At 70.2% G+C, this 26126-nt stretch carries 24 protein-coding genes, 1 tRNA gene and 1 riboswitch; of the genes, 13 read left to right on the forward strand and 12 right to left on the reverse strand.

Annotation, left to right across the window (positions count from 1 at the left end; genetic code table 11):
* Positions 1 to 65 precede the first annotated feature (65 nt).
* The 9 genes from ACVDFE_RS02445 (at position 66) to ACVDFE_RS02485 (ending at position 7984) form a co-directional block, all read left to right on the forward strand.
* Positions 66 to 1205, forward strand: coding sequence for an alpha/beta hydrolase family protein (locus ACVDFE_RS02445; RefSeq protein ID WP_458429441.1), 1140 nt, complete (start codon positions 66 to 68; stop codon positions 1203 to 1205).
* Between the two features lie 100 nt (positions 1206 to 1305).
* Positions 1306 to 1376, forward strand: a tRNA-Gln gene (locus ACVDFE_RS02450).
* Entirely contained in the window at positions 1347 to 3089 is a 1743-nt protein-coding gene (locus tag ACVDFE_RS02455) for a GGDEF domain-containing protein (protein ID WP_360385867.1), read from the forward strand. Before ACVDFE_RS02450 ends, ACVDFE_RS02455 begins: the two co-directional genes overlap by 30 nt.
* 47 nt (positions 3090 to 3136) lie before the next feature.
* Positions 3137 to 4606 (forward strand): bifunctional UDP-N-acetylglucosamine diphosphorylase/glucosamine-1-phosphate N-acetyltransferase GlmU, encoded by a 1470-nt coding sequence (gene glmU / locus ACVDFE_RS02460; RefSeq protein WP_458429442.1) that lies wholly within the window; start codon positions 3137 to 3139, stop codon positions 4604 to 4606.
* Between the two features lie 14 nt (positions 4607 to 4620).
* Positions 4621 to 5592: a ribose-phosphate diphosphokinase gene (locus tag ACVDFE_RS02465; protein ID WP_360386664.1), complete on the forward strand. Its 972-nt coding sequence runs from the start codon at positions 4621 to 4623 to the stop codon at positions 5590 to 5592.
* Between the two features lie 299 nt (positions 5593 to 5891).
* Positions 5892 to 6497 (forward strand): 50S ribosomal protein L25/general stress protein Ctc, encoded by a 606-nt coding sequence (locus ACVDFE_RS02470; RefSeq protein WP_458434253.1) that lies wholly within the window; start codon positions 5892 to 5894, stop codon positions 6495 to 6497.
* A 62-nt stretch (positions 6498 to 6559) separates the two neighbouring features.
* Complete coding sequence (locus tag ACVDFE_RS02475; RefSeq protein ID WP_360385861.1) at positions 6560 to 7066, forward strand: DivIVA domain-containing protein; 507 nt, start codon at positions 6560 to 6562, stop codon at positions 7064 to 7066.
* The gene (gene pth / locus ACVDFE_RS02480) at positions 7056 to 7634 is read left to right on the forward strand and encodes an aminoacyl-tRNA hydrolase (RefSeq protein ID WP_458429443.1); all 579 of its coding nucleotides are present in this window, start codon (positions 7056 to 7058) and stop codon (positions 7632 to 7634) included. Before ACVDFE_RS02475 ends, pth begins: the two co-directional genes overlap by 11 nt.
* A 35-nt stretch (positions 7635 to 7669) precedes the next feature.
* The gene (locus tag ACVDFE_RS02485) at positions 7670 to 7984 is read left to right on the forward strand and encodes a hypothetical protein (protein WP_458429444.1); all 315 of its coding nucleotides are present in this window, start codon (positions 7670 to 7672) and stop codon (positions 7982 to 7984) included.
* On the opposite strand, the gene ACVDFE_RS02490 is transcribed toward ACVDFE_RS02485, so the two are convergent.
* On the reverse strand, positions 7981 to 9594 hold the full coding sequence (locus tag ACVDFE_RS02490; RefSeq protein ID WP_458429445.1) for a fatty acyl-AMP ligase: 1614 nt from the start codon (positions 9592 to 9594) through the stop codon (positions 7981 to 7983). The genes ACVDFE_RS02485 and ACVDFE_RS02490 overlap by 4 nt on opposite strands.
* A 100-nt stretch (positions 9595 to 9694) precedes the next feature.
* On the opposite strand from ACVDFE_RS02490, the gene ACVDFE_RS02495 reads away from it, so the two are divergent.
* On the forward strand, positions 9695 to 11029 hold the full coding sequence (locus tag ACVDFE_RS02495; protein ID WP_458429446.1) for a DivIVA domain-containing protein: 1335 nt from the start codon (positions 9695 to 9697) through the stop codon (positions 11027 to 11029).
* 64 nt (positions 11030 to 11093) lie between these two features.
* Here ACVDFE_RS02495 and ACVDFE_RS02500 read toward each other — a convergent pair whose 3' ends face one another.
* From ACVDFE_RS02500 to metG, 10 genes are all read right to left on the reverse strand, one after another.
* Positions 11094 to 11501 carry a hypothetical protein gene (locus tag ACVDFE_RS02500; RefSeq protein WP_458429447.1) on the reverse strand — a complete coding sequence of 136 codons (408 nt, stop codon included), beginning with the start codon at positions 11499 to 11501 and terminating at the stop codon, positions 11094 to 11096.
* A gap of 110 nt (positions 11502 to 11611) precedes the next feature.
* Positions 11612 to 13378, reverse strand: coding sequence for an ABC-F family ATP-binding cassette domain-containing protein (locus tag ACVDFE_RS02505; protein WP_360385851.1), 1767 nt, complete (start codon positions 13376 to 13378; stop codon positions 11612 to 11614).
* 246 nt (positions 13379 to 13624) lie between these two features.
* Entirely contained in the window at positions 13625 to 14587 is a 963-nt protein-coding gene (locus ACVDFE_RS02510; RefSeq protein WP_360385849.1) for a 4-(cytidine 5'-diphospho)-2-C-methyl-D-erythritol kinase, read from the reverse strand.
* A 57-nt stretch (positions 14588 to 14644) separates the two neighbouring features.
* Positions 14645 to 15445, reverse strand: a complete 801-nt coding sequence (locus ACVDFE_RS02515; protein WP_360385847.1) for a MetQ/NlpA family ABC transporter substrate-binding protein — start codon at positions 15443 to 15445, stop codon at positions 14645 to 14647.
* 28 nt (positions 15446 to 15473) lie between these two features.
* Positions 15474 to 16157 carry a methionine ABC transporter permease gene (locus ACVDFE_RS02520; RefSeq protein ID WP_360385845.1) on the reverse strand — a complete coding sequence of 228 codons (684 nt, stop codon included), beginning with the start codon at positions 16155 to 16157 and terminating at the stop codon, positions 15474 to 15476.
* On the reverse strand, positions 16154 to 17152 hold the full coding sequence (locus tag ACVDFE_RS02525) for a methionine ABC transporter ATP-binding protein (RefSeq protein WP_458429448.1): 999 nt from the start codon (positions 17150 to 17152) through the stop codon (positions 16154 to 16156). The genes ACVDFE_RS02520 and ACVDFE_RS02525 overlap by 4 nt, the downstream gene beginning before the upstream one ends.
* Positions 17153 to 17370: 218 nt before the next feature.
* Positions 17371 to 17464, reverse strand: a riboswitch (SAM riboswitch).
* Positions 17465 to 17552: 88 nt separating this feature from the next.
* Entirely contained in the window at positions 17553 to 18374 is an 822-nt protein-coding gene (gene rsmA, locus ACVDFE_RS02530; protein WP_360386659.1) for a 16S rRNA (adenine(1518)-N(6)/adenine(1519)-N(6))-dimethyltransferase RsmA, read from the reverse strand.
* Between the two features lie 191 nt (positions 18375 to 18565).
* A complete protein-coding gene (locus ACVDFE_RS02535; RefSeq protein ID WP_360385841.1) occupies positions 18566 to 19975 on the reverse strand; it encodes a transglycosylase family protein in 1410 nt (469 codons plus the stop codon).
* Positions 19976 to 20276: 301 nt separating this feature from the next.
* Positions 20277 to 21071 carry a TatD family hydrolase gene (locus ACVDFE_RS02540; protein ID WP_360385839.1) on the reverse strand — a complete coding sequence of 265 codons (795 nt, stop codon included), beginning with the start codon at positions 21069 to 21071 and terminating at the stop codon, positions 20277 to 20279.
* A 26-nt stretch (positions 21072 to 21097) separates the two neighbouring features.
* Positions 21098 to 22891 carry a methionine--tRNA ligase gene (metG, locus tag ACVDFE_RS02545; RefSeq protein ID WP_458429449.1) on the reverse strand — a complete coding sequence of 598 codons (1794 nt, stop codon included), beginning with the start codon at positions 22889 to 22891 and terminating at the stop codon, positions 21098 to 21100.
* Between the two features lie 54 nt (positions 22892 to 22945).
* On the opposite strand from metG, the gene ACVDFE_RS02550 reads away from it, so the two are divergent.
* From ACVDFE_RS02550 to ACVDFE_RS02560, 3 genes are read left to right on the forward strand one after another with little or no spacing between them, the layout of a single operon-like run.
* Positions 22946 to 23497, forward strand: a complete 552-nt coding sequence (locus ACVDFE_RS02550; protein WP_360385835.1) for a PadR family transcriptional regulator — start codon at positions 22946 to 22948, stop codon at positions 23495 to 23497.
* Between the two features lie 58 nt (positions 23498 to 23555).
* Entirely contained in the window at positions 23556 to 24488 is a 933-nt protein-coding gene (locus tag ACVDFE_RS02555; RefSeq protein WP_458429450.1) for an ATP-binding cassette domain-containing protein, read from the forward strand.
* Positions 24478 to 25191: an ABC transporter permease gene (locus ACVDFE_RS02560; RefSeq protein ID WP_458429451.1), complete on the forward strand. Its 714-nt coding sequence runs from the start codon at positions 24478 to 24480 to the stop codon at positions 25189 to 25191. Before ACVDFE_RS02555 ends, ACVDFE_RS02560 begins: the two co-directional genes overlap by 11 nt.
* Positions 25192 to 25259: 68 nt before the next feature.
* Here the strand turns inward: ACVDFE_RS02560 and rsmI are convergent, their stop codons facing one another.
* Positions 25260 to 26105, reverse strand: a complete 846-nt coding sequence (gene rsmI / locus ACVDFE_RS02565) for a 16S rRNA (cytidine(1402)-2'-O)-methyltransferase (protein WP_458429452.1) — start codon at positions 26103 to 26105, stop codon at positions 25260 to 25262.
* Between the last annotated feature and the right edge of the window lie 21 nt (positions 26106 to 26126).

The raw sequence follows: 26126 nt of genomic DNA on the forward strand, positions 1-26126 counted from the left end.
GTGCCACCGAGCCAGCGTACGTGGCCGGGCTCACGGTCCGGCCCGCGGCGGTGGATGATCTGGCCATGGCCAGACGCAAGATCATCCGGATCACCGCAGCCACGCTGCTGTCCCTTCTCCTGCTGGTCACGGCGGCGCTGGGCGGCATCGGCTGGTACTACAGCGATGAGCTGCTGGTACCGGCCGAGGTGCCGCAGCGGTACCCGGAGACCTCCCTCGGCGGGGACGGCGACACCGTCGTGCTGGCCGAGTCGAGGCTGTCCACCCTGGCCGGCACGTTCGGCCTCGTCTGGCCGGGCGGCAGCGCCAAGGTCGGCGACGTGGCCGCGACGCGGAACGGCCGCGTCGAACGCCCGCTGCTGGAGGGCACCGCGCCGCCGGAGGGCACGCGGGTGCGCATCGAGACCGACGTCTACGAGGGCGACCCCAGGACCACGCTGGGCCTGACCTACAGCGAGGTCCGGGTACCCGGTGAGCTCGGCGAGATGCCCGCGTGGCTGGTGCCGGCCGAGAACAGCGACACGTGGGTCGTCACCGTGCACGGCCGCGGCGCGTCGCGGGAGGAGGCGCTGCGCGTGGTTCCGCAGTTGCACAGCGCCGGGCTGCCCGTCCTGCTGATCACCTACCGCAACGACGCGGGCGCCCCCGCCTCCCCCGACGGCTTCTACCACCTGGGTGACACCGAGTGGCGCGACGTCGAGGCGGCCATCCGGTACGCGCAGGGCAGGGGCGCGCGGGAGGTCGTGCTCTACGGCTGGTCGATGGGCGGCGCGATCGTCGGGCAGACCCTGGCCCGCTCCGGCACGGCCGCCGCGGTCAGCGGGGTCGTGCTCGACTCCCCCGTCACCAGCTGGTCGAAGACGCTGGACCTGCAGGCGCGCAACCGGGGCGTGCCCACGTGGCTCACACCGGTCGCCGAGCTGGTCTCCGGCTGGCGCGCCGACCTCGACTTCGACCGCTTCGACCTGGTCCGCAACCCGCCGGCGGTCAAGCCCCCGACGCTGGTCTTCCACGGCACCGCGGACGGCACCGTGCCCGCGCAGTCGTCACGCGACCTCGCCGCCGCGGCGGGCGGTCTCGGGTGGCCGCTGCGGTACGTGGAGATCCCCGGCGCCGACCACACTTCGGGATGGAATGTGGCGCCGGACACGTACCGCAGGGAGCTCGGCGACTTCCTGACCAGCACGATCGGCGTGCGGCGGTGATCTCGCGGCGGATCACCGCCACGGCCGGTCGAGTGGTGGTTGGACAAGCGGAGCGGGTCTCGTGACAACATGTGCGCAGGACGGGCTCCGGCTCGTCCGTTCCGCCATGGTGTAAAGGCAGCACCTCGGATTTTGGTTCCGATGGTCCAGGTTCGAATCCTGGTGGCGGAGCTGGACACTGGTTCGCGTGGGTCTTCAGGAGGTGCGGAGCTGCCCGAGGAGACGGTCGACGAGCAGGGCAACGTGGGCCGCCGCCACCACGAGATGTCCGACGCGTGGCTGGTGGGCCGCGCGAGCGAGCTCGTCGCCGTGGCCCAGAGCAGCCACCTCGCCGCGCAGCTCGACGCGGCCAACGAGATCGACCACATCCTGGCCGAGGCGCAGGGCCGCGGTGAGCCCCGCATCGTCGCGCAGCTGCTGCGCGCCGCCGCCGTGGTCCGGCTGGTCACGCCCGGCCTGGTCGACATGTCGGACCCGCAGCTCGACGAGATGCTCGCGCACTGCCGCCGGCACGGCCTGATCGTGCTGGAGGCGGACGCGCGGGCGTTGCGCGGCCGCCGGTTCCTGCTGGGCAACGCCGAGGACAAGGCGCTCACCGAGATCGCGGCGGCGCTCGCGATGATGCTCGACGAGGAGCCGGAGCCCGACCCGGTCTTCGACAAGCGCACGTGGGACCAGCTGCTGGCCACGACGTTGCAGGACATCGCGCTGGTGCTGACCCAGCTGGGCGTCTACGAGATGGCCGACGACGTGCTGGCCCGCGCGCACAACGCGCTGTGGGAGAGCGGCCAGCCGCACCAGATCTACGTGCACCTGGTGAACCGCACGCGGTTGCGGATCGGCTGGGGCCTGCGCCTCGAACGGGTGAACTTCCGGCAGGAGGCCGATGAGCAGTTCCGGGTCGCCGCCGGACTCGCCGAGGCCGCGGAGGTGCCGTTCCGGCAGTCGCTGCACCCCGGCCGGCGCGACCTCGACGCCGCCGAGCAGGTGCCGATCCTCGGTGCCGCGCAGGCGCTGACCCGCCCGAGCGAGGACCACCTCGACCGGCTGTGGTCGCTGCGCGGGCTGTCGATGTACGCGCGGGAGCTGATCATCGTCGCGATAGCGCTGGCCCGGTGCCTGGTCGAGGCCAACCGGCTGGACGACGCGCTGAAGGTGCTCGGCGACACCCGCACGCAGATGGAGCACGACACGTCGGAACCGTCGCTGTTGCTGTCGCTCGAACGCGAGTACGCGCACCTCTGCGGTCCACACACGACGTCCGCTTTGGAGGCCTACAACGCGGCGCTGGAGCTGGAGCTCTGGCAGATGCGCGAGTCGCGGGTCGCCACGCTGACGACGCGACGTGAACACGAACGGCTGACGCGCACCCACGGTGCGATCGCGCAGCAGGCGTTGCAGGACCCGTTGACCGGGCTGCCGAACCGGCGCGCGCTCGACGACAAGATGCGCGAGCTCATCTCGGGCGAGGTCTACCCGTTCTCGGTCGCGCTGGTGGACCTCGACGGGTTCAAGGGCGTGAACGACCGGCATTCCCACGCCGAGGGTGATGATGTTCTTCGGGTGATTGCCAGCACACTCCGCCAGGCCCTGCGCGGCGACGACATGGTGGCCCGCTACGGCGGCGACGAGTTCGTGGTGCTGCTGCCGGGAGCACCCCTGCACGCCGCGGAGGCCGCGCTCGGACGGGCGGTGGATGCGGTGGCAGGCCTGCCAATCGACCTCTCCCGCGGGGTGACGCTGTCGGTCGGCGTCATCTCGCTGCGCCCGCGTGAATCCGCCAACCAGGCCCTGTCGAGGGCCGACTCGGCGATGTACGTGGCGAAGCGCCAGGGCGGCTGCCGGGTCGCGGCCGTGGCGGGGGAGCCCTCCGCGGAGGCTTAGGCTGGTCCGCGGACTTCGAACCACCCAGCCTGTTAGGGAGAGCATTGATGCTCGAAGGCCCTGTCAGCACGGTCGTGCTCGCCGCCGGGGAAGGCACCCGCATGCGGTCGTCCACGCCGAAGGTGCTGCACCGGATCGCCGGACGGTCTCTCGTCGAACACGCGGTGCGTGCGGCGGCGGGCACAGACCCCGACCACCTGGCCGTCGTCGTCGGACACGGCCGTGAAGCGGTCACCGAGCACCTGGAGGCGCTGTCCGGCGCGCTGGGCCGCAAGGTCACCGTCGCCGTGCAGGCCGAGCAGAAGGGCACCGGGCACGCGGTCTCCTGCGGTCTGGCGGAGCTGCCCCACGACCTGGGCGGGACCGTGATCGTGAGCTACGGCGACGTCCCGCTGCTCGACACCGGGACGTTCAGGGCCCTGCTGGCCGAGCACTCGGCCGCCGGCAACGCCGTGACCGTGCTGACCGCCGTGGTGGACGACCCCACCGGGTACGGCCGGATCGTGCGCGACCCCGACGGGACCGTGCAGGGCATCGTGGAGCAGAAGGACGCCTCCGCGACCGAGCGGCTGATCACCGAGATCAACTCGGGCGTGTACGCGTTCGACGCCGCCGTGCTGCGCGACGGCCTGTCGCGGCTGTCGACCGACAACGCCCAGGGCGAGCTGTACCTGACCGACGTGCTCGGCATCGCCCGCGGCGACGGCCTGCGGGTCGGCGCGCTGGTCGCGTCCGACCGCTGGCTGGTCGAGGGCATCAACGACCGCGTGCAGCTGGCCGCCGTGGGCGCCGAGATGAACCGCAGGATCGTCGAGGGCCACCTGCGCTCCGGCGTCACGTTCGTCGACCCGTCCTCGGCGTGGGTGGACGCGGACGTGCGGATCGGCCAGGACGCGCTGATCGAGCCGAACGTGCAGCTCCGCGCGGGCACGGTGATCGGCGCCGGTGCCGTGGTCGGCCCGGACACCACGCTGTCCGGCGTCACGGTGGGCGACGGCGCGTCGGTCGTGCGCACGCACGGCAGCGACTCGGTCATCGGCGAGCGCGCGAGCGTCGGCCCGTTCGCCTACCTGCGCCCCGGCACGTCTCTGGGGGTCAAGGGCAAGATCGGCACGTTCGTCGAGACGAAGAACTCGACGATCGGCGAGGGTTCGAAGATCCCCCACCTGTCCTACATCGGTGACGCCACGATCGGTGATCACAGCAACATCGGTGCAGCATCGGTAACCGTCAACTACGACGGGGTGAACAAGCACCGCACGATCGTCGGATCCCACTGCCGCACCGGCTCGGACAACATGTTCGTAGCGCCGGTGACGGTGGGCGATGGTGCTTACACCGGCGCGGGCACGGTCCTGCGCCGCAACGTCCCACCGGGCGCGCTCGCCGTGTCCGGCGGCCCACAGCGCAACCTCGAAGGCTGGGTCATCAGCCGGCGCGAGGGCACGGCAGCCGCCCAGGCAGCTGCCGCGGCACTCGCGCAGCAGAATTCCGAGAAGACTGAGGAGGGTCGCTGACCGTGAACCCGCAGATGCCCGGCACACCGAAGAAGAACCTGATGCTCTTCGGAGGGCGTGCCTACCCGGAGCTGACGGAAGAGGTCGCGAAGCACCTCAACGTCACCGTGACCCCGCAGCAGGCCTACGACTTCGCGAACGGCGAGATCTTCGTCCGCTTCGAGGAGTCGGTCCGCGGCTGCGACGCCTTCGTGATCCAGTCGCACACCGCGCCCATCAACCAGTGGCTGATGGAACAGCTGATCATGGTCGACGCCCTGAAGCGCGCCTCGGCCAAGCGCATCACCGTGATCCTGCCGTACTACCCCTACGGCAGGCAGGACAAGAAGCACCGCGGCCGCGAGCCCATCTCCGCCCGCCTCATCGCGGACATGTTCAAGACCGCCGGCGCCGACCGCCTCGTCTCGGTCGACCTGCACACGGCCCAGATCCAGGGCTTCTTCGACGGCCCGGTCGACCACCTGTGGGCCATGCCGCTGCTCGCGGACCACATCCGCGGCAAGTACGCGGGCCACGAGCTCACCGTCGTCTCCCCCGACGCCGGCCGCACCAAGCTGGCCGAGAAGTGGGCGGACACGCTCGGCGGCGCGCCGATCGCGTTCATCCACAAGACCCGCGACCCGCTGCGACCCAACGAGGTCGTCTCGAACCGCGTGGTCGGCAAGGTCGAGGGCCGCCTCTGCATCGTGATCGACGACATGGTCGACACCGGCGGCACCATCGCCGGCGCCGTGAAGCAGCTGCTCAGCGAGGGTGCCGCCGACGTGGTCATCGCCGCGACGCACGGCATCCTCTCCGGCCCTGCCACCCAGCGCCTGCAGGACTCGGGTGCCCGCGAGGTCGTGTTCACCGACACCCTGCCGATCCCGGCGGAGAAGCGGTTCCCGAACATGACCGTGCTGTCCATCGCGCCGCTGCTCGCGCGCGTGATCCAGGAGGTCTTCGAGGACGGCTCCGTCACCTCGCTGTTCGACGGCAACGCCTGACCTCCGTTCTTTGACCGCACGCGGGGACCTTTCGTACCGTCTGGGAGTACGAAAGGTCCCCGCGTGCGTTCGCGAGGACCCCCCGATTAGGCCTGTCGACGCCACTCACCTACACTGGTCGGGTTGCCTCGGCGAGGGCGAGCTCCACAGCTCGGCGTGATCGACGCGGTGGCTTGATGCCGCGCGTGTTGACCGTTTCCGCGCTGCTCGCCGCCGCTGGCCACCACCCCAAGCCTCAACCGCTGATACTTGTGCACCGCCCCGACGTACAAGGCCAGACTTGTAAGGAGTACCCCACCGTGTCCGAGGTTCGTCTCGCCGCTGAGCAGCGCACCGAATTCGGCAAGGGCGCCGCCCGCCGTACCCGTCGCGCCGGCAAGATCCCCGCGGTCCTCTACGGCCACGGTTCCGACCCGAAGCACCTGGCCCTGCCGGCGCTCGAGTTCGCCCGTGTCGTCCGCGAGCACGGTCAGAACGCCGTCCTCACCCTCGCCCTCAACGGCGGTAGTGAGCTGGCGCTGACGAAGACCGTCACCACGCACCCCATCAAGAACTACATCGAGCACGTCGACCTGCTGCTCGTCCAGCGCGGCGAGAAGGTCACCGTCGAGGTGCCGCTGGTCATCTCGGGCGAGCCCGCTTCGGGCACGCTGCTGACGCAGGACCTCAGCACGATCCAGATCGAGTCCGACGCGATGAACATCCCGGAGCAGATCGAGCTGTCGATCGCCGACGTCGCCGCGGGCACGCAGATCCACGCCAGCGACCTGACGCTGCCGGAAGGCGCCGCCCTGATCACCGACGCCGACGCTCTCGTCGTCGCCGTCAACGAGGCGCCGTCCGCGGCTCAGATGGAGGGCGACGACACCGCTGCAACCCCGGCCGAGGCCACCGAGGAGAGCTGAGCCCCATCACGTCGGGCCGGACACACGGCGCGCCACCCCCTCACGAGGGGGGAGGCGCGCCGTTGCAGTACCTGAGTCCGGCCGAGATCCGCGGTCGCACGTTCCGCCGCAAGCGCCAGGGCTACGACCCCGGCCAGGTGAACGAGTTCCTGCTGATCATCGCCGACGCGCTGGCCGGCCGGATGCGCCTCAACCCCGAGCACGTGCAGACCGTCCGGTTCGCCGCGGTGCCCAACGGCTACGACCCGCAGGCCGTGGACGAGCTGCTGCACCTGCTGGAGTTCCAGGTCCGCGCCGGCATCGTGCCGCCGACCGGCCTGAACACCGGCGCGGACCTGACGGCGCGCAAGATCCCCAGGTCGAGCACCGGCTACGATCGCGTCGAGGTCGACGCCTTCCTCGCCCGTGCCGCGGCCAACCTGGACGGCAGGGGCGCGATGACCTCCACCGAGGTCCGCAACACCCGGTTCAGCACCACGTCCGGTCTGCTGGGTCGCGGGTACCAGGTGCAGGCCGTGGACACGTTGCTGGACGAGATCGAGCAGGAGCTGCGCTTCCGTGGACGATGAGTTCGCCCGAGACGGCCTCGCGCTGATCGTCGGCCTGGGCAACCCGGGCCCGAAGTACGAGGGCAACCGCCACAACATCGGCTTCCTCGTCCTCGACGAGCTGGCCGCCCGCGTCGGCGGCAAGTTCAAGGCCCACAAGTCCGGCGCCGAGGTCGTCGAAGGCCGCCTGTCCGGCCGCCGCGTCGTCCTCGCCAAGCCGCGCAGCTTCATGAACCTCTCCGGCGGCCCCGTCTCCAGCGCGGCGAAGTTCTACAAGCCGGGCCTGATCGTCGTCGTCCACGACGAGCTCGACCTCCCGTTCGCCGCGGTCAGGATGAAGCTCGGCGGCGGCGACAACGGCCACAACGGACTCCGCTCCATCACGAAGTCGTTGGGCACCAAGGACTACCACCGCGTGCGCTTCGGCGTGGACCGCCCGCCGGGCCGCATGGACCCCGCCGACTACGTGCTGAAGGACTTCTCCACCGTCGAACGCAAGCAGCTCGCCCTGGAGATCGACCGGGCGGCGGACGCGACGGAGGCCCTCATCTCGAAGGGCCTGGAAGCGGCGCAAAACGCCTTCCACTGAGCCGTGCGCTGAGCGCATGACCAACCGAAAGGGCCATGCCGCGTAAGCGCCGTCCCGACGTGCTCAAGGGCTTGTCCGGCCGGCTCCTCGCCGACCTGGGCCGCGTCGAACGCTCCCGCAACTACCTCGGCCCCGGCTCGGTCGAGCTCGCGCTCCGCGTCTGGACCAGCTGGCTCGCCTCTCCGGCACGGCACCGGTGGATGGACGAGACGCCGTGGGAGTGGGACCACTACCCGGAAGAAGATCCGTTCAGGGCCCGCGACCTCCTCGACGCCGTCGCCTGCGCGCTCCCCCGCACGAGCGCGCGGGAGCTGCGCAGGCGACTCGACGAACTCGATGACCTCTACTAGACCAGTGCGGCCGCCGCGGACCGCCGCAGCTTGCCCGACGGCGTCTTCGGCAACGTCCCCGGCGGCTGCACCACGACGGAGAACGGCCGCAACCCGACCGCGTCGACCACGCGGGCCGTGATCTCCTTGACCAGCACCTTCTCCGCGTCCGCGTCGCCGGCGAGCTTCGACTCGACGACCACGGCGAAGCGTTCGCGCTGGGTTCCGGCGTCCAGCCGCACGGCGACCGCGTTGCCCGCGCGCACGCCCTCGACGGAGCACGCGGCGCGTTCCACGTCGGTGGGGTAGATGTTGCGGCCGCCCATGATGATGACGTCCTTGCGGCGGCCGCAGACGACGACCTGGCCGTCCTCGACGACGTAGCCAAGGTCGCCGGTGGACAGCCAGCCCTCGGCGTCCTGCGTCGCCAGTGGACCGTCCACGGTCAGGTAGCCGGGGGTGACGGCGTCGCCGCGGAGCTGGATCTCGCCGACGCCGCGCAGGCCCATGACCTGACCGGTGTCGGTGACGACCCGCAGTTCCAGGCCGGGCAGCGGCGGGCCCAGCAGCGGGTAGGCGCGGCCCGTCTCGGACGGCACGGCTTGGCGCGAGGCCTCCAGCTCGTCGGCGTCGACGACGTCTACTTCCAGGCCGGTGTCCAGCGGTGCGAAGGCGACGCCCAGTGTGGTCTCGGCCATGCCGTAGGCGGCGAGGATCGACTCCGGGCGCAGGCCGAAGCGGGCACCGGCGTCGATGAACGACTTCACGGCGGCCGGGTCGATCGGCTCGGCGCCGTTGAGCGCCAGGCGCAGGGTCGACAGGTCGAACGAGTCGGACGAGGACGCCAGGCGGCGGGCCACGATCGCGTAGGCGAAGTTCGGCGCGGCGGTGATCGTGCCCCGGTGGCGGGTGATGAGGTCCGCCCACAGGGTGGGGCGGGCCAGGAAGTCGACCGGCGTGACCTTCACGAGCTCCAGGCCGAACAGCATCGGCACGGTCAGGAAGCCGACCATCCCCATGTCGTGGAACAGCGGCAGCCACGACACCATCACGTCGGACTCGGGGTCCAGCGCCGCTGCCTCGCGCATTCCGAGCGCGTTCGACATGAGGTTGCGGTGGGTGATCCGCACGGCCTTCGGGTCGGCCGTGGAACCACTGGTCAACTGCAGCAGTGCGGTGGCATCCTCGGGGGTGGGAACAGGGTTTTCGATCGGCTCGCCGTCGAGCTCGGACAGCTTCCGGTAGGCGATCCCGTGCTGCTCCAGCACGGGGGCCAGCGCGTCGAACGGGCTGCCGAGCAGCACCAGCCGCGAGTCGATCATGGCGAGCACCCGCACCGTGTCCTCGGCCCACTCGGCCAGGTCGGTGCGCGGTGTGGGTTGATGCAACATCGTGACGCTGCCGCCGCACAGCCACGCGGCCTGCACGGCCGGGGCGATGGCGGCGGGTTCGGCGGCGAGCACTGCGATCGCGGTGCCCGGCGCCACGTCGAGCGCACCGGCCACCCGCCGGGCGCGTTCGTGCACCTCGGCCCAGGTCCGGCGGACGGGCGCGGCGGGTTCCCCCGTCGTCATGCCCCTGTCCCTGCCGTTTGCGGCCGTCGCCAGCATCACATCCACGAACTGACTCATGTTCGTGATCGTAGTGGCGGTCTTTGGTCCATCAGGGCGAAACGTTGTGCCACGCGAAACGCGATACTCCCGAGTACAGGTACGCAGGAGGAGGTCATTGGTGGATCGGGGCGGCCCCGGAGCGCAGCATCGTCTGCCCGCGCATCCGGCACCTCTGCTCTCCGCGCAGGACGTGGCGCTCGTCGCGTTCCACCGCCCCCCGCAGGGGCGGCGCGGCTACGACGCGGCTGAGGTGGACGCATTTCTCGACCGGGTCGAGGACACCATGCGCAGCAAGGACATCCTCACGCGCGAGGACGTGCTGAACGTCAGGTTCCGCACGGCGACCCGTGATCCGGGTTATGACGTGAACGAGGTCAACGTGTTCATGGAGCTGGTGGCGGACACGCTGCGGTCCACTCCGCAACGCCAGCAGGCCGCCGCACCGGCCCAGGGTGCGCACGCCACGTCGCAGGCGCTCAGGCCCGCGGTGCGACTGTCCCCCGACGACGTTGCCGCCGTGCGCTTCCACAAGCCCAGACCGGGGACCCGCGGGTACCACGAGGGCCAGATCGACGCGTTCCTCGACCGCATCGAGGCCACCCTGCGCGGCGAGGACAACCTGACCGCCCAGCAGGTGCAGGACGCGGTGTTCGGTGAGACCGCTCCCGGCACGTTCGGCTACGACTCCGAGGACGTCGACACCTTCCTCGACCTGGTCGTGCTCATGTTCGAGACCGCTCCCCCGCCCGCACCCGCGGCCCCTCCGACGGCGCGGTTGCCGCAGCAGCGCCCGCTGCTCCAGGGACCGCCGCCGCGGCAGCAGCCCGCACCGAAGCCCCCGGCGGCACCACGTCCGCAGCTGCCCCCGCCGGTGCAGCCACAGGCCGCACTGCCCGCCTCGCCGCGCCCCGAGGCCGTTGCGGACGGGAAGCTCACCGCGAAGGACATCCGCAACGTCGCGTTCCACCGCCCTCCCCGCGGCCGCCGCGGTTACCAGGAGTCCCAGGTGGACGCTTTCCTCGACCGCATCGAGGCGACCCTGCTGGGGCAGGACAACCTGACGGGCAAGGACGTCCGCGACGTCCGCTTCTCCCGTCCGCTGATCGGCCGCCGCGGGTACGACGAGACCGAGGTGGACGCGTTCCTCGCCCAGATCGAGCAGCAGCTCTCCGGGCCGGTGCGCAGCATGCCGCAGGTGAAGTCGTGGAAGGACCTGCGCCAGCTGCGCATCCCGCAGGCGGCGTCCGGCCAGCGCGGCTACCGCACCGCGCAGGTCGACCGGGTGCTGGAGGAGATCGGCGTCGCGCTCGACGGCATGCTGGGGGCGACCTCCGAGGAGGTCGTGAAGACCCGCTTCAGCTACGCGCTGCTGACCGGTCAGGGCTACGACACGTCGTTCATCGACGAGCTGCTGCCCCAGCTGGCCGACGAACTGCGCCGCCGAGGCCGCTGACCCCTGTTGCTGCCGGCGTCTGCAAGTACTACCGACTCGCAGTTGGTGGTACTTGCAGATGCCCTCAGCCGCACAGGGAGTTGGGCGAGGAGAAGTAGCTGATGCCGTACGCGGTGTCCGTGCCGCCGTTGCGGCTCCAAGCCGTCACGCACGGGTGCTTGTCGGCCGAGCTGTAGAACTTGCCGTCTTCCTTCCACTGGCCGGACAACGTCCGCGTCCTGACCTTGAACAGCAGGCCGCGTCCCTTGTCGACCGACGCGCAGTACCCGGGAGCCGCCTCACCCGACGCGCCGTGCGACCCGAGGAACACGATCTGGGCCCTGGCGCTGCTGCCCTTGCTGATGCACACGCTGTAGCGCAGCGTGTCGGCCGCCGCGGCGGTGCCGGCACCGGCCAGGGTCAACGCCCCGGTCGCCGCCAGCACACTGGCCGCCGCGACGATCCGCCTGCTCCACAACACCTTCACACCCATGGGATCCGCACTCTCCATCCGTTCGCAGTGGATCACCGGTGAGTCTGGTGCCGTGCGGGACCGGCTGGCGAGCCTCCGGCAGCGCCCGTAAGGATTCCGTTCGGTTTGGGTCAGCCCTCGACGGCCTCGGCGGCTTCCATCCAGGCGGCCTCGACGTCGGACTCCTCGGCCAGCACGGACTTCAGCTCGGCGTCGAGCTTCAGCAGCCGGTCGGGGTCGGTGGCCGCCTCGGCGAGCGCCGCGTGCAGCTCGGCCTCCTTCTTGTGCAGCTGCTCCAGCCGCCGTTCCAGCCGGGCCAGCTCCTTGCGGGCGGCACGCTGGTCCGCGGCGTTCGACGGGGCCTTCTCCGCCGCGGGAGCGGCCGACTGCCGGTCGCGCACCGAGTCGCGGCGCCGCAGGTACTCCTCGATGCCGCCGGGCAGGTCGGTCAGGCCGCCGTCGCCGAACAGCGCCACGACCTTGTCGCACACGCGCTCGACGAGGTACCGGTCGTGCGAGATCACGACCAGCGTGCCCGGCCACGAGTCGAGCAGGTCCTCCAGCTGCTGCAACGTGTCGATGTCGAGGTCGTTGGTCGGCTCGTCGAGCAGCAGCACGTTCGGTTCGGCCATCAGCAGCCGGCACAGCTGCAACCGCCGCCGCTCGCCACCGGACAGGTCCGACACCGGCGTCCACTGCTTCTGCGACGAGAACCCGAACCGCTCGCCCAGCTGGGACGCGGACATCTCGTACTTGCCGAGCACGACCCGGCGTGCGACCTCCTCGATCGCCTCCAGCACGCGCATGGACCCGTTGAGGTCGAGCAGCTCCTGGGAGAGGTGCGCGATCTTCACGGTCTGACCCTGGATCCGCTTGCCCGTCTCGGGTGCGCGCTCACCGGCCAGCAGCCGCAGCAGCGTCGTCTTGCCGGAGCCGTTGACGCCGACCAGGCCGATCCGCTCGCCGGGCCCGATCCGCCACGTCAGGTCGCGCACCAGCACACGGTCCGGAATGGACAGTGTGACGTCCTCGACCTCGACCACCGTGCGGCCCAGCCGCTTCTTCGCGAACGCGACGAGCTCGACGGTGTCGCGCACCGGCGGCACGTCCGCGATCAGCGCCTCGGCGGCCTCGATGCGGTAGCGCGGCTTCGACGTGCGGGCGGGCGCGCCCCGGCGCAGCCACGCGAGCTCCTTGCGGGCCAGGTTCTGCCGCTTCTCCTCGGCCGCGTCCGCGAGCCGCTGCCGCTCGGCGCGCGCGAAGATCCAGTCGGCGTACCCGCCCTCGTACTGCTCGACCTTGCCCTGCACCACCTCCCACGTGCGGTTGCAGACGGTGTCGAGGAACCACCGGTCGTGGGTGACGACGACGAGCGCGCACTTGCGGGCCAGCAGGTGCTCGGCGAGCCACCGCACGCCCTCGACGTCGAGGTGGTTCGTGGGTTCGTCCAGCACGAGCAGCTCGAGGTCCTGGATCAACGCGGCCGCGAGCGCGACCCGGCGCCGTTCGCCACCGGACATCGTGGACACCACGGAGTCCAGGCCCAGCGCCGTGATGCCGAGTCCGTCCAAAATGGATCGGACGCGCGCGTCGGAGGCCCACTCGTGCTCGGCGTCGAAGCCGAGCGGGTCGATGACCGCGTTGCGCACGGTCGACCCCTCCGGCAGCTCGGTCCGCTGCGTCACGACCGCCATCCGCAGATCGCGCGAGCGCGACACCCGGCCGTCGTCGGCGGGTTCGACCCCGGCCAGCACCTCGAGCAGCGTCGTCTTGCCGCCGCCGTTCAGGCCGACGACGCCGATGCGGTCGCCCTCGTTGACGCCGAGCGACACGCCGTCGAGCAGCGGCCGGACGCTGAACGACTTCGACACGGACTCCAGGTTGACCAGGTTGGCCATCAAAACCTCACGACTCGTAAGAAACTGCCCGGTGAAGGCTACCCAGCACCGCCAACGCCCCCGCTCCCCGACCGCACGCGGGGACCCCACGTAACCCCCGAAGTGCACGCGGGGACCCTACGTACCCCCTAGGTGCACGCGGGGACCCTACGTACCCCCGAAGTGCACGCGGGGAGCTTGCGTACTCGTAGAGGGTACGAAAGCTCCCCGCGTGAGTTCCGAGATGCGGAAAACGGAGGGCGGGAGTCAGGCGTGGACCTCGGGAGGGGTGGGCTTCGGTTCCTCGGTCGTGATCACCCGCGCACCGGGCACCGGGCCCTGTGCGACGCGCACGGTCCGGCACACACCCGCGCCCGCGAGCTCGGCGGCGACGCGCACGGCCGTGTCGTTGTCCTCGCACAGGAACGCCGTCGTGGGGCCTGAACCGGACACGATGCCGGCCAGCGCGCCCGCGTCGACGCCCGCGCGCAACGTGCGGCGCAGGTTCGGCCGCAGCGAGACGGCGGCGGCCTGCAGGTCGTTGCCCAGCAGCAGCGCGAGCTGGCGCGGGTCACCGGAGGACAGGCCCTCCAGCACCGCCTCGACCGCGCCGACGCGGGGCGGGTCGCCCTCGGTGCGCAGCCGGTCGAGCTCGTCGAACACGTCCGGCGTGGACAGTCCGCGCCGGTCGAACGCCAGCACCCAGTGGAACTGGTGGCGGGCCAGCACCGGCACGATCCGCTCGCCGCGGCCGGTGCCGAGCGCGGTACCGCCGTAGAGGCAGAACGGGACGTCGGCGCCGAGCTTCGCGGCCAGCTCGGCCAGCTCGTCGCGGCTGATCTCCAGCCGCCACAGCGCGGCCAGGCCGACCAGGGTGGCCGCGGCGTCCGCGCTGCCACCGGCCATGCCGCCGGCGACGGGGATGGCCTTGCGGATCACGACGCGGACCTTGGGGTCGTCCGGGTCCTTGCCGACGTGGGCGGCGAGCAGCCGCACGGCACGCCAGGCGAGGTTGCCGGCACCGGTGGGCACCTGGTCGGCGCCCTCGCCGTGGACCTCGACGCCGGGCTCGTCCGCGACGGCGACGGTGACCTCGTCGGCCAGGGACAGCGCCTGGAAGATGGTCACCAGGTCGTGGTAGCCGTCCGGTCGCACGTCGCCGACGGCCAGGTGCAGGTTGACCTTGGCCGGGACGCGGACCGTGACCGGAGGGGGAACGACAGCGAGCACCTCGTCAGCCTACGGGCGATCGGCGTGTGCGGACTCCTCCCCCGGTCACCACGGGCCTCAGACCGGGATGACGGAGCCGTTGAAGGTCTGCTTGATGTAGTCCTTGACCTGCTGCGACGCCAGCAGCTCGGCGAGGTCCCTGATCCGCTTGTCGTCCTTGAGCTCGCTGCGGGTGACGAGGCCGTTGGCGTTGGGGTTGCCCTCGGCCTTCTCCAGCACCAGCGCGTCGGTGGCGGGCTTGAGCTGCGCGTCGATGGCGTAGTTGCCGTTGATCACCGCGGCGTCGGTGTCCTCCAGCGAGCGCGGCAGCTGGGCCGCCTCCAGGGGCACGAACTGCAGGTTCTTCGGGTTCTCCGCGACGTCGCGGACGGTCGGCTGGTCCACGGCCTTGAGCTTGATCAGGCCGTTGGCCTCCAGCAGCTTCAGGCCGCGGGCCTCGTTGGTGGCGTCGTTGGCGACCGCGACCTTGGCGTTCTGCGGCAGCTCGTCGACCTTCTTGACCTTCTTGGAGTACAGGCCCAGCGGCTCGACGTGCACGCCCTCGACCCACTCGACCTTCGCGCCGCTCTCCTTCGTGAACGTCGCCAGGTACGGGACGGTCTGGAAGTAGTTGGCGTCGAGCGAGCCGTCGACCAGTGCCGTGTTCGGCTGGACGTAGTCGGTGAACTCGACGACCTCGATCTTCAGGCCCTTGGACGCCGCGAGGTTGTCGGCGACGTACTTGAGGATCTGCGCGTGCGGGACCGGCGAGACGCCGACCTTCAGCGTGTCCGAAGCGGACGAACCACCGGACGAGCAGGCGGACAGAGCGGTCAAACCGGTCAAAGCGGCAGCGATGAGGGCAGCACGAATGCGCATGACGTTCCTTTTGAGAATTGCTACTGGGTCAGACGGAGGCGTGCCGGCGTCGGTCCGACGCACGGGCGGCACGGGTGAAGCCGAACTGGATCACGGTGGTGAGCACGGCGAGCCACGCCACGGTGCTCCACAGGATCCGGTCGTTGAAGCGCTGGTAGCCCTCGCGGATGGCCAGGTCGCCGAGGCCACCGCCGCCGATCACGCCCGCCATGGCCGAGTAGCCGATGAGGGCGATGACCGTGACGCCGATGGCGTTGATGAGCGCCGGCAACGACTCGCGGATGAGCACGCTGCGCACGATCCTGAGCGTCGAGGCACCGGTCGTGATCGCGGCCTCGACCACGGTCACGTGCACCTCGGACAGGATGTTCTGCACGAGCCGCCCGACGAACGGGATCGCTCCCACGGCCAGCGGCACGATGACCGCCGTGCTGCCGATGGACCCGCCGACGATCAGGCGGGTCACGGACGTGAGGGCGACGAGCAGCACGATGAACGGCATCGAGCGGCCCAGGTCGGTGACGAAGCTGAGGGCCCTGTGCACCGCGGCGTTCGGCCGCAGCCCGCCCTTGGCGGTGAGCTGCAGCCAGACCCCGACGGGAACTCCGAGAACTGTGGCGATCACGGTGGAGACGCCGACCATGTACAGCGTCTCCCCGGTGGCCTCGACGAGGTAGCTCACCACGTCGGACCAGGGTGTTGCAGACCTCACGCAGCTACTCCCTGCGGCCCCTTCAGGGACCTCTGAACCGCGCCGCCGGCCTCACCGATCCACTCCAGCGCCGAGTCGGACCGCTCGCCGTTCAGGCCGAGGCGGAACCGCGCGACGGGGGTCTCGCCGAGGCGGGTGAGCCCGCCACCGACGATGTTCAGCTCGACGCCGAACCGGTGCGCGGCCTCGGGCAGCAGCGCGCCGACCGCGGCGAACCCGACGAGCACGACGTCCGCGACGCGGTCGTAGGCGTTCTCGTTGATCGGGTTCAGGTCGACGGCGGGCAGCAGCGCGGAGCTCGTGCGGCTGGCGGCGTTGTTGACGAGGTCGAGCACCTTGCCGTGCTCGACGACGTGGCCCTGCTCCAAGACCGCGACGTCATCGCAGATCTTGCGGACCACACCCATGTCGTGCGTGACGACGAGGACGGTCACACCCAGCTCTGCGCGCGCACGGTCGAGCACCGCCAGCACGGACCCGGTGGTCTCCGGGTCGAGTGCGCTGGTGGGCTCGTCGGCCAGCAGGACGGACGGGTTGGCGGCGAGGGCGCGCGCAACGGCGATGCGCTGGCGCTGCCCGCCGGAGAGCTGGTCGGGGTACGCGGCGGCCTTGTCGGTGAGCCCGACGAGGTCCAGCAACTCGCCCACGCGGGTGCGCCGCTGCGGTCCCGGCACGCCGGCGGACTCCAGCGGCAACGCGATGTTGCCGGCCGCGGTCCGCTGCCGCAGCAGCGAGTCCCCTTGCGGCACAACGCCGATCTGCCGGCGGGCGGCACGCAGCGCCGAGCCGTCGAGCGAGGTGATGTCGGTGCCGTCGACGCGGATCGCACCCGAGTCGGGGCGCTCCAGCAGTGCGACGCAGCGGGCCAGCGTGGACTTGCCGGCGCCGCTCGGGCCGACGACGCCGAGCACGGTGCCGGCCTGGACGTCGAGGGTGACGCCGTTCAGCGCGTTGACACCCTGGAAGGACTTGGTGAGGTTTTCGACAGTGATCACTTCTGCTCCACGGCTGCGCGCGACGGCGCACGCTCCCGTTGTGCGGGGGTGCGCGGTCGAAGTTCTGCTCAGGTGTGTGCGCCACTCAGCGACCGAGTGCGCGTCAAAGGACTTTGAGAAGGCGCCTTAGACGAGGTGGCGACGACATGCAGAAGCGGTGCGACGGCACTGGTCGACGACTCGACGGCGCGTCAGCATTCGCGAGGTACCCACGTGATCCTCCATCGGTCCTGGCGTTAGCACCTGCCCGCATCCAGCGGGTGGTTGCTGCGACGTCGTAGAGCCAGGTCTCTCAGTCGCTCCGGATGGCAGTTAGCAGTCAACCGGACGGACGTTCGGTTGCGCAAGCCAGATTCGGATTCGTTCGACAGATCACACTGTTGGCCGAAGGATCGCCGGATCAGACCTCGGCGATCCGGACAAAGTCGATCACGCTCAACTGCTCGCCCCTGACCTGGGGATCGATGCCCGCTTCGGCCAGCAGTTCGTCGACGTGCGGCGTGTAGCTCTTGAGGGCGGCCCTGAGGGTCTTGCGGCGTTGCGCGAAGGCCGTGTCGACGATCTTGAACAGCTTGTTCTTGTCCACTGTGGACAACAGCTTTTCGTGGCGCTGGAAGGCAACCAGTCCGGAGTCGACGTTGGGCGCGGGCCAGAAGACGTTGCGCCCGACCGACCCCGCCTTGCGCGCGTCGGCGTACCAGGCGAGCTTCACGCTGGGCACCCCGTAGACCTTGCTGCCGGGCTTCGCCGCCATCCGGTCGGCGACCTCCGCCTGGACCATGACGAGCCCCTTGCGCAGGCTCGGCAGCTCGTGCAGGAGGTGCAGCACCACGGGCACCGCGACGTTGTACGGCAGGTTGGCGACGATCGCGGTCGGTTGTACCGGCAGGTCCTCTTGGGTGACTTTCATGGCGTCCTTGAGGACCACGTGGAGCTTGCCGGCGTTGGCCGGGTCGTGCTCCTGGACCGTCTGGGGCAGCCGGTGCGCCAACGGCGGGTCGATCTCGACCGCGACCACCTCAGCGGCCGCCGGGAGGAGCGCGAGGGTCAGCGAGCCCAGGCCGGGGCCGACCTCCAGGACGACGTCCTCGTCGGTCAGACCGGCGGCGGCGACGATCTTGCGGACCGTGTTGGGGTCGTGCACGAAGTTCTGGCCCAGCTTCTTGGTCGGGCGGATGCCCAGCTCTTCGGCTAGACGGCGGACTTCGGCGGGTCCCAACAGGCTCACCGGGGCATTGTCTCAGGCCACCCACCAAAGACCTCAGGTTGCCCACCGAAGACCTCAAGTTACCCACCGAAGACCCCCGCCCCCTGCTGCGACGAGTGCACGCGGGGAGCTTTCGTACTCACCTGGAGTACGAAAGGTCCCCGCGTGCGGTCAAGCAGAGCGGAGGGATGGGTGGGGAGGCGGGGTTACGGCAGGCCGAGCTTCGCGCGGCAGCCGGGCCACGCGGAGTACGTGCCACCGCGGCCGTCGCGGAGCTTGGTGGCGATGGCGATCTGCTGTTCGCGGGTCGCCTGGTGCGGCAGGGCCGCGTAGGCGGTGCCGCCGTAGGCAGCCCAGGTGCTCGCGTTGAACTGGAGGCCGCCGTAGTAGCCGTTGCCGGTGTTGATGGCCCAGTTGCCGCCGGCCTCGCACTTGGCCAGGCGGTCCCACACCTCGCCGTCGGGGAGGGGCTTGGTGCCGACCGCGATCTTCTTGGGCTTCGGCTCCTTGGTGACCTTGCCGCCGATCTTCTCGCGGTTGATCTCCTTGCCGTTCTTCACCGTCACGCGGTAGGTGGAGATCTGCTCGCCGGCCTCGCCGGGCTCCAGGACCTTCTGCTGACCCTGGTTCAGGGTCGGGTCGTTGGTCTTCTCGACGGGCGGGGCGACCGGCTCGTTCACGTTGATGACCGTGACGCCGGTGCGGGAGATGTAGACCTCGGCGCCGGAGGCCAGGCGCACGTCGGTGCCGGCCTGGACCGCGTCCTCGGGACCGAGGGTGAGGTTCTCGCTCTTCAGCAGCTCGTCGACGGTGACGGCGGTGGTCTGGACCTCGCGGACCGGGTTCGCGCCGTCGAAGAGCTTGACGACCTTGCGGGTCTTCACCTCGAGGTTCATGCCGTCGAGGGGGACCTCGGAGCCGGTGGGCGCGGAGAACCACGAGCCGTCGACCGGGACGCCGAGCTGCTTGGCGGCCTCCTCGACGGTGACCGAGCGGACCCAGTCCTCACGGGACTGGCCGTCGACGCTCATCTTGAGCAGGCGGCCGCGGTCGAGGGTGATCTTGCCGCCGTCGGAGATCGGGGCGTTGAGCGACGGGGACAGCGCGTCGTGCTCGCCGACCCTGATGCCCTCCTCCGCGAGGACCTCGCCGACCGTGCCCTCGTAGGAGTGGACGGTCGAGGTGATGCCGTCGATGTCCACGGCCACGGACTTGTCCATCGCCATCGCGGTCACGCCACCGCCGGAGATGGAGACCAGGACCGCGGCGACCGCGCCCTTGAGGAAGCGGCGCTTCCAGGACGAGACGGCCGTGACGAGGAGCTGCGGGTCCTCCTTCTCCTCTTCCTCCGTGGGGAGGACGAGGGGCGGCATGATCGTCGTCTCGGCGTTGATGAGCCGGATCAGCTCGTCGACGTCGACGTTCGCCGTCGCGAGGAGCTCGTCGGCGTCAGGGCCGAGCACCTCGAGCACGTCCGCGGGCGAGATCGTCAGCGCACCGGCGGGGAAGCTCGGGTGGGGGTCGGCCACCGCGACCGCGGTGTTCCCGACCGGCGTGAACCAGTCGGTGTCCTCGTTGAAGTCGTACGGAGCGGCAGTTCTGTCGCTACCAGACAAGGGTCGATACCTCCATTGCGGAAGCTCCGAGGCCACCGCACAGTTGGCGTTGACAAGATCATTCGAGTTGCAGCTCGAAGGTTCCCGGCAACTCCTCCTACGTGGTCTCGCTGCTTCGCGCTTCCGGCTTGGGACCCGCCCCGACTGCGGGCGTGCTCCGAACCGACAGGGTCGGTTCAGGTGGCACGGTCACGGGACAGTAACGGGGCAGCCGACGTTGCGCAAACACCCCCACCGATGTTGTGACCTCAGTCACCCGTAGAGGTAGGAACCCTTTGCTCCGTTCGTCTCAAGTCGCATCTCAGTGGCCAAGCCCGAAGACTCGTTGAGCAGTACGGGTGACGGCGGCAGCGAGTTCAGAAAGATCTTCGCCACGCAGGGTGGCCAAGGCCCGAACTGTGTAATTCACACAATAGGGTTCGTTCGGTCGCCCCCGGAACGGGTGGGGCGTCAGGAAAGGCGCGTCCGTCTCGACGAGCAGCTGATCCTGCGGCACCAGCCGGGCCGCCTCCTGCAGGGCACGGGAGTTCTTGAACGTCACCGGGCCCGCGAACGACAGCACGTACCCCGCGTCCACGCACCGGCGCGCGAAGTCCGCGTCACCGGAGAAGCAGTGGAAGACCACTGTGGACGGTGCACCCTCGGCGTCGAGCACCTTGAGGACGTCCTCGTGCGCGTCCCGGTCGTGGATCATCAACGGCTTCCCGACGCGCTTGGAAAGGTCGATGTGCCAACGGAAAGCGTCTTGCTGCGCGGCCGGCGGCGAGTAGTCCCAGTAGTAGTCGAGACCAGTCTCGCCGATCGCCACGACGCGGTCGAACCGGGCCAGCCGCTCCAGCTCGGCCTTCTCCGCGTCGCCGAACGCGGCGGTGCGGGTCGGGTGGACCGCCACGGCCGCGTAGACCCGCGGGTCCCAGGTGGACGCCTCCGCGGCCCACTGCGCGGACTTCAGGTCGTCCGCGACCGTCACCACGTGCGAGACGCCGGCGGCCTCCGCCCGGTCCAGCAGCACGGCCACGTCGGCGGCGTCGACGGCACCGCACGCGTCGAGGTGGGTGTGGGCGTCGACCACCGGCACCGGAAGGGCTTCCGGCACCGGCGGTCGTTCCCGCTTCTCCGCCACTAGTCGGTGACGATCGGGGCCCACTCGGGCCCGGTCTCGCCCAGCTTCGGGTCGAGCTTCGCGAACAGCGGCGAGGGCTTCTGCAGCGGCCGGCCGACCTCGATCGGCGTCGACTCCCACTTCGCCTGCTCGCCCGCGTAGTCACCGGTCAGCACCGGGTACGAGCGGTCGGGCACGTCGAGGTCGGTGACCTCGTCCATCGACGGCTGCGCGGCCCACACGCCCGTGCCGCCCAGCGCCTCGTGCACCTGCTGCGCCGAGTGCGGCAGGAACGGCGTCATGAGCGTGTTCGCGTCCTGCACGACCTGCAACGCCGTGTGCAGCACGGAGTCGCGGCGGTCCGGGTCGTCCTTGAGCTTCCACGGCTCCTGGTCGGACAGGTACTTGTTCGCCAGCGAGATCACGCGCATGGCCTCGCCGGAGGCCTGCTTGAACCGCGAGCGGCGCAGGTGCGCGCCGACCGTGTCGAACGCCGCCTTCGACTGGCGCAGCAGCTCGTGATCGGCGTCGGTCAGCGCGGTCGCCTTCGGGATGGCGCCGACGTTCTTGTGCGCCATGGAGATCGAGCGGTTGATCAGGTTGCCCCACTCGTTCGCCAGCTCGAAGTTGGTCCGGCGGACGAACTCCTCCCAGGTGAAGTCGGTGTCCTGGTTCTCGGGACCCGCGACGGAGATGAAGTACCGCAGCGCGTCCGGCCCGAACTCCTTCAGGAAGTCGCCGACGTAGATCACGGTGCCGCGCGAGGTGGAGAACTTCGAGCCGCTCATCGTCAGGTACTCCGACGACACGACCTCGGTCGGCAGGTTCAGCGTGCCGAACCGGCCGGGCTCGCCGCCCTTGTCGCCCGCGCCGTTCTGGCCCAGCAGCAGCGACGGCCAGATGAGCGAGTGGAAGACGATGTTGTCCTTGCCCATGAAGTAGTAGCCCTGGGCGTCACCGGTCCAGAACTCCTTCCAGGCGTCGGGGTTCCCAGTGCGCCGTGCCCACTCGACGGACGCGCTCAGGTAGCCGATGACGGCGTCGAACCACACGTAGAACCGCTTCATCGGCTGGTCGCTCCACCCGTCGAGCGGGATCGGCACACCCCAGTCGAGGTCGCGGGTGATGGCGCGCGGCCGCAGGTCCTTGATCAGGTTCTGCGAGAACTTCAGCACGTTCGGGCGCCACTCGGACCGCGTGCCCATCCACGAGCCCAGCGACTCGATGAACGAGGGCAGGTCGAGGAACAGGTGCTCGGTCTCGACGAACTTCGGCGTCTCGCCGTTGATCCGCGAGCGCGGGTTCTTCAGGTCGATCGGGTCGAGCTGGTTGCCGCAGTTGTCGCACTGGTCGCCGCGCGCGCCGTCGTAGCCGCAGATCGGGCAGGTGCCCTCGATGAAGCGGTCGGGCAGCGTCCGGCCGGTCGACGGGCTGATGGCGCCCATCTCGACCTTGGGGATGACGTAGCCGTTCTTCCACAGCGCGGAGAACAGGTCCTGCACCACCTGGTAGTGGTTGCCGGTGGTGGTGCGGGTGAAGAGGTCGTAGGACAGGCCGAGGCCCTGCAGGTCGGAGGCGATGACGCGGTTGTACTTGTCGGCGAGCTCGCGAGCCGTCAGGCCCTCCTTCTCGGCCTGCACCTGGATGGGCGTGCCGTGCTCGTCCGTGCCGCTGACCATGAGCACCCGGTGTCCGGACATTCGCATGTAGCGGGAGAAGACGTCGGACGGGACACCGAAACCGGAGACGTGACCGATGTGCCTGGGGCCGTTGGCATAAGGCCAGGCCACCGCGGTCAGTACGGAGGCACTCATGTGCATAGCCTACGGAGGCGGTGCCAGCCGCTTTTCACTGCATGGGAGGTCGGTTTGTCCGCGACCAGGATGCTGGTGCTCGGCGTGGTCAAGCTCGTCGGCGAGGCGCACGGCTACCAGGTGCGCCGTGAGCTGCAGTCGTGGTCTGCGGAGTCTTGGGCGAACGTGCAGCCCGGTTCGATCTACCACGCGCTGAAGTCGCTGGCCAAGGACGGACTGCTGGAACCGGTCGGCACCGAGTCCCGCGAGGGCCCCGCCCGCACCTCCTACCGGATCACGCCGTCCGGTGAGCACGAGCTGGACGACCTCCTCGCGCACGCGCTCGCGAACCCGGCCGCCGGCAACGACGAGGTGTCCGCGGGCGTCGCGATGCTCACCCTCGTCCCGCGCAAGCAGGCCGTCGTGCTGCTGAAGAACCGCCTCGCAGGCCTGGAGGGGCAGCTCACCCCGACCCGGCACGGCATCACCTCGATGCCGGAGATGGGCAAGCCCGCGCACGTCAGCGAGCTGTTTCGACTGTGGCTCGTCCACCTCGAAGGTCAGGTCCGGTGGACTCGGGAGCTGATCGAACGCCTGGAGGCCGGTGCGTACGAACTTCGGGACTAGTCAAACTTGAATAGTCCCGACTAGCCTCTGGTCAAACTTGACTAGAGGGGGTTCCGGCATGATCAAGGCACGCGGCCTCGCACGCCGCTTCACCACGAAGGCCGGTCCGGTGGACGCGGTGCGCGGCGTCGACATCGACGTCGCCGAGGGCGAGCTCGTCGGGTTCCTCGGACCCAACGGCGCCGGCAAGTCGACGACGCTGCGCATGCTCACGACGCTGCTGCGGCCCACGGCGGGCGAAGCGCTCGTCGCCGGGCACGACCTGCTCACCGACCCGGCGGGCGTGCGCCGCAACATCGGCTACGTCGGCCAGAAGCCCGGCGCGGGCCTGGACCAGCGGGTCGCCGACGAACTGGAGCTCCAGGCCCGGTTCTACGGCCTTTCCCGGCACGACGCCCGCAGGAAGGTCGCCTGCCTGCTCGAACGGTTCGACCTGACCGGGCTGGAGCAGCGCGGCGTCGGCACGCTCTCCGGCGGCCAGCAGCGCAGGCTCGACCTCGCGATGGGCATGCTGCACGACCCGCGGCTGCTGTTCCTCGACGAACCGTCCACCGCGCTCGACCCGCAGAGCCGCCGCAACCTGTGGGACCACATCCGGCAGCTCAGGGCCGACGGCGTGACGGTCTTCCTGACCACCCACTACCTCGACGAGGCCGACCACCTCAGCGACCGGCTGCTCGTCATCGACCAGGGCGCGATCGTCGCCGAGGGGTCGCCGGACGAGCTGAAGCACCGCGTCTCCGGTGACCTGGTCGTGCTCGGCACGCCGCAGGCCGCGCTGGTCGCGACCAAGTTCGCCGACGCCGCCGTGGACGGCGAGGAGGTCAGCTTCCGCATCCCGAACGGCGACCGCGCGCTGCCGTCGTTGCTGAAGGACCTCGACAACATCGGTGTCGAGCTGCACTCCGTCCAGGTGCACCGGCCGACGCTCGACGACGTGTTCCTGACCATGACCGGCCGCTCACTGCGGGAGGACAGCAATGCTGCGTGACACCTGGCTCGTGTTCTGGCGGGTGATGCTGCCCGTGCTGCGCAACCCCGTGGCGGTGGTCTTCGGCATCGCCCAGCCGTTGCTCTACCTCGGGCTCTTCGGGCCGTTGCTGGGCGAGGGCGGCTGGCAGTGGTTCGTGCCGGGCCTGCTGGTGCAGATGGCGTTGTTCGGCACGGCCTACGCGGGCTTCTCGCTGCTGCCGGAGGTGCGCACGGGCGTGATGGAACGCCTGCGGGTCACCCCGGTCAGCCGGGTCGCACTGCTCGTCGGGCGGGTTGGCAAGGACGTGGTGCTGCTGGTCGTGCAGAGCCTGCTGATCATGCTGGCCGCGATGCTGTTCGGCTTCCGGGCGTCGGCGGGGCAGGTGCTGCTCGGCCTCGGGCTGGTGGCGTTGCTCGGCGTCGCGATCGGCTCGGTGTCGTACGCGATCGCGTTGAAGGTGAAGCTGGAGTACGTCTTCGCGTCGGTGCTGTCGGCGTCCATCGTGCCGTTGATGCTGTTGAGCGGCGTGCTGCTGCCCATGTCGAACGGCCCGCAGTGGCTCTACTGGCTGTCGCGGGTCAACCCGCTGGCGCACGTCGTGGACGCCGAGCGGTCGATCTTCAACCCCGGCACGGTGACGTACGGGCTGGTCTCGGTCGCGCTGCTGGTCGTGGCCGGCGTGCTCTACGGCATCCGCACGTTCAACCGGGAGTCAGCTTGAGGCACGCGGGGGCCCCGCGTTTCCCCCAGGGGGAACGCGGGAGTCCCGCGTTCCCCTGAAAAGGCAGGTCAGCTTGACCTGACCGCCGCGTCGTAGAGCGTCTTCTTGCTGATCCCGGCCGCCTCCGCGACCTCGGCGGCGGCCGACTTCATCCGCTCCCCGTCGGCGACGCGCTGCCTGACCTCGGCGACGAGCGTGTCGAGGTCAGGCGTGTCCGCCACGGGAGCGGGGCCGAGCACCACGGTGATCTCGCCGCGTGCGCCGTCCACGGCCCACGCGGCGAGTTCGGCCAGCGACCCGCGCACGACCTCCTCGTACTTCTTCGTGAGCTCGCGGCACACGGCGGCACGGCGGCCGGGCCCGAGCACCTCGACGGCGTCCTGGAGCGTGTCCGCGAGCCGGTGCGGGGCCTCGAAGAAGACGACGGTGCGCTGCTCGGTGGCCAACGGGGCGAACCAGCGCTTGCGCTCACCGGACTTGCGCGGCGGGAACCCGTCGAACGCGAACCGGTCGCTCGGCAGCCCGGACAGCGCCAGGGCCGTCGTGACCGCGGACGGCCCCGGCAGGCACGTGACGGTGATGTCCTGCTCGACACACGCGGCGACGAGCCGGTAGCCGGGATCGGACACCGACGGCATGCCGGCGTCCGTCACGAGCAGCACGGTCTCGCCGCCGTGCAGCGACTCGAGGAGCCCCGGCAGGCGCGCCTGCTCGACCTGGTCGTAGAAGCTGATCACCCGCCCGGAGGGTTTGACCTGCAGTGCCGCCGCGAGGCTGTGCAGTCTGCGGGTGTCCTCCGCGGCGATGACGTCCGCCGTCGCCAACGCCTCCACCAGGCGCGCGGAGGCGTCGCGGATGTCGCCGAGCGGAGTAGCGGCGAGGACCAGACGGCCTGAACCGGATACAGGACTCACGTGGTTCACCCTACGATCGGC

This window comes from Lentzea chajnantorensis, assembly GCF_054300775.1.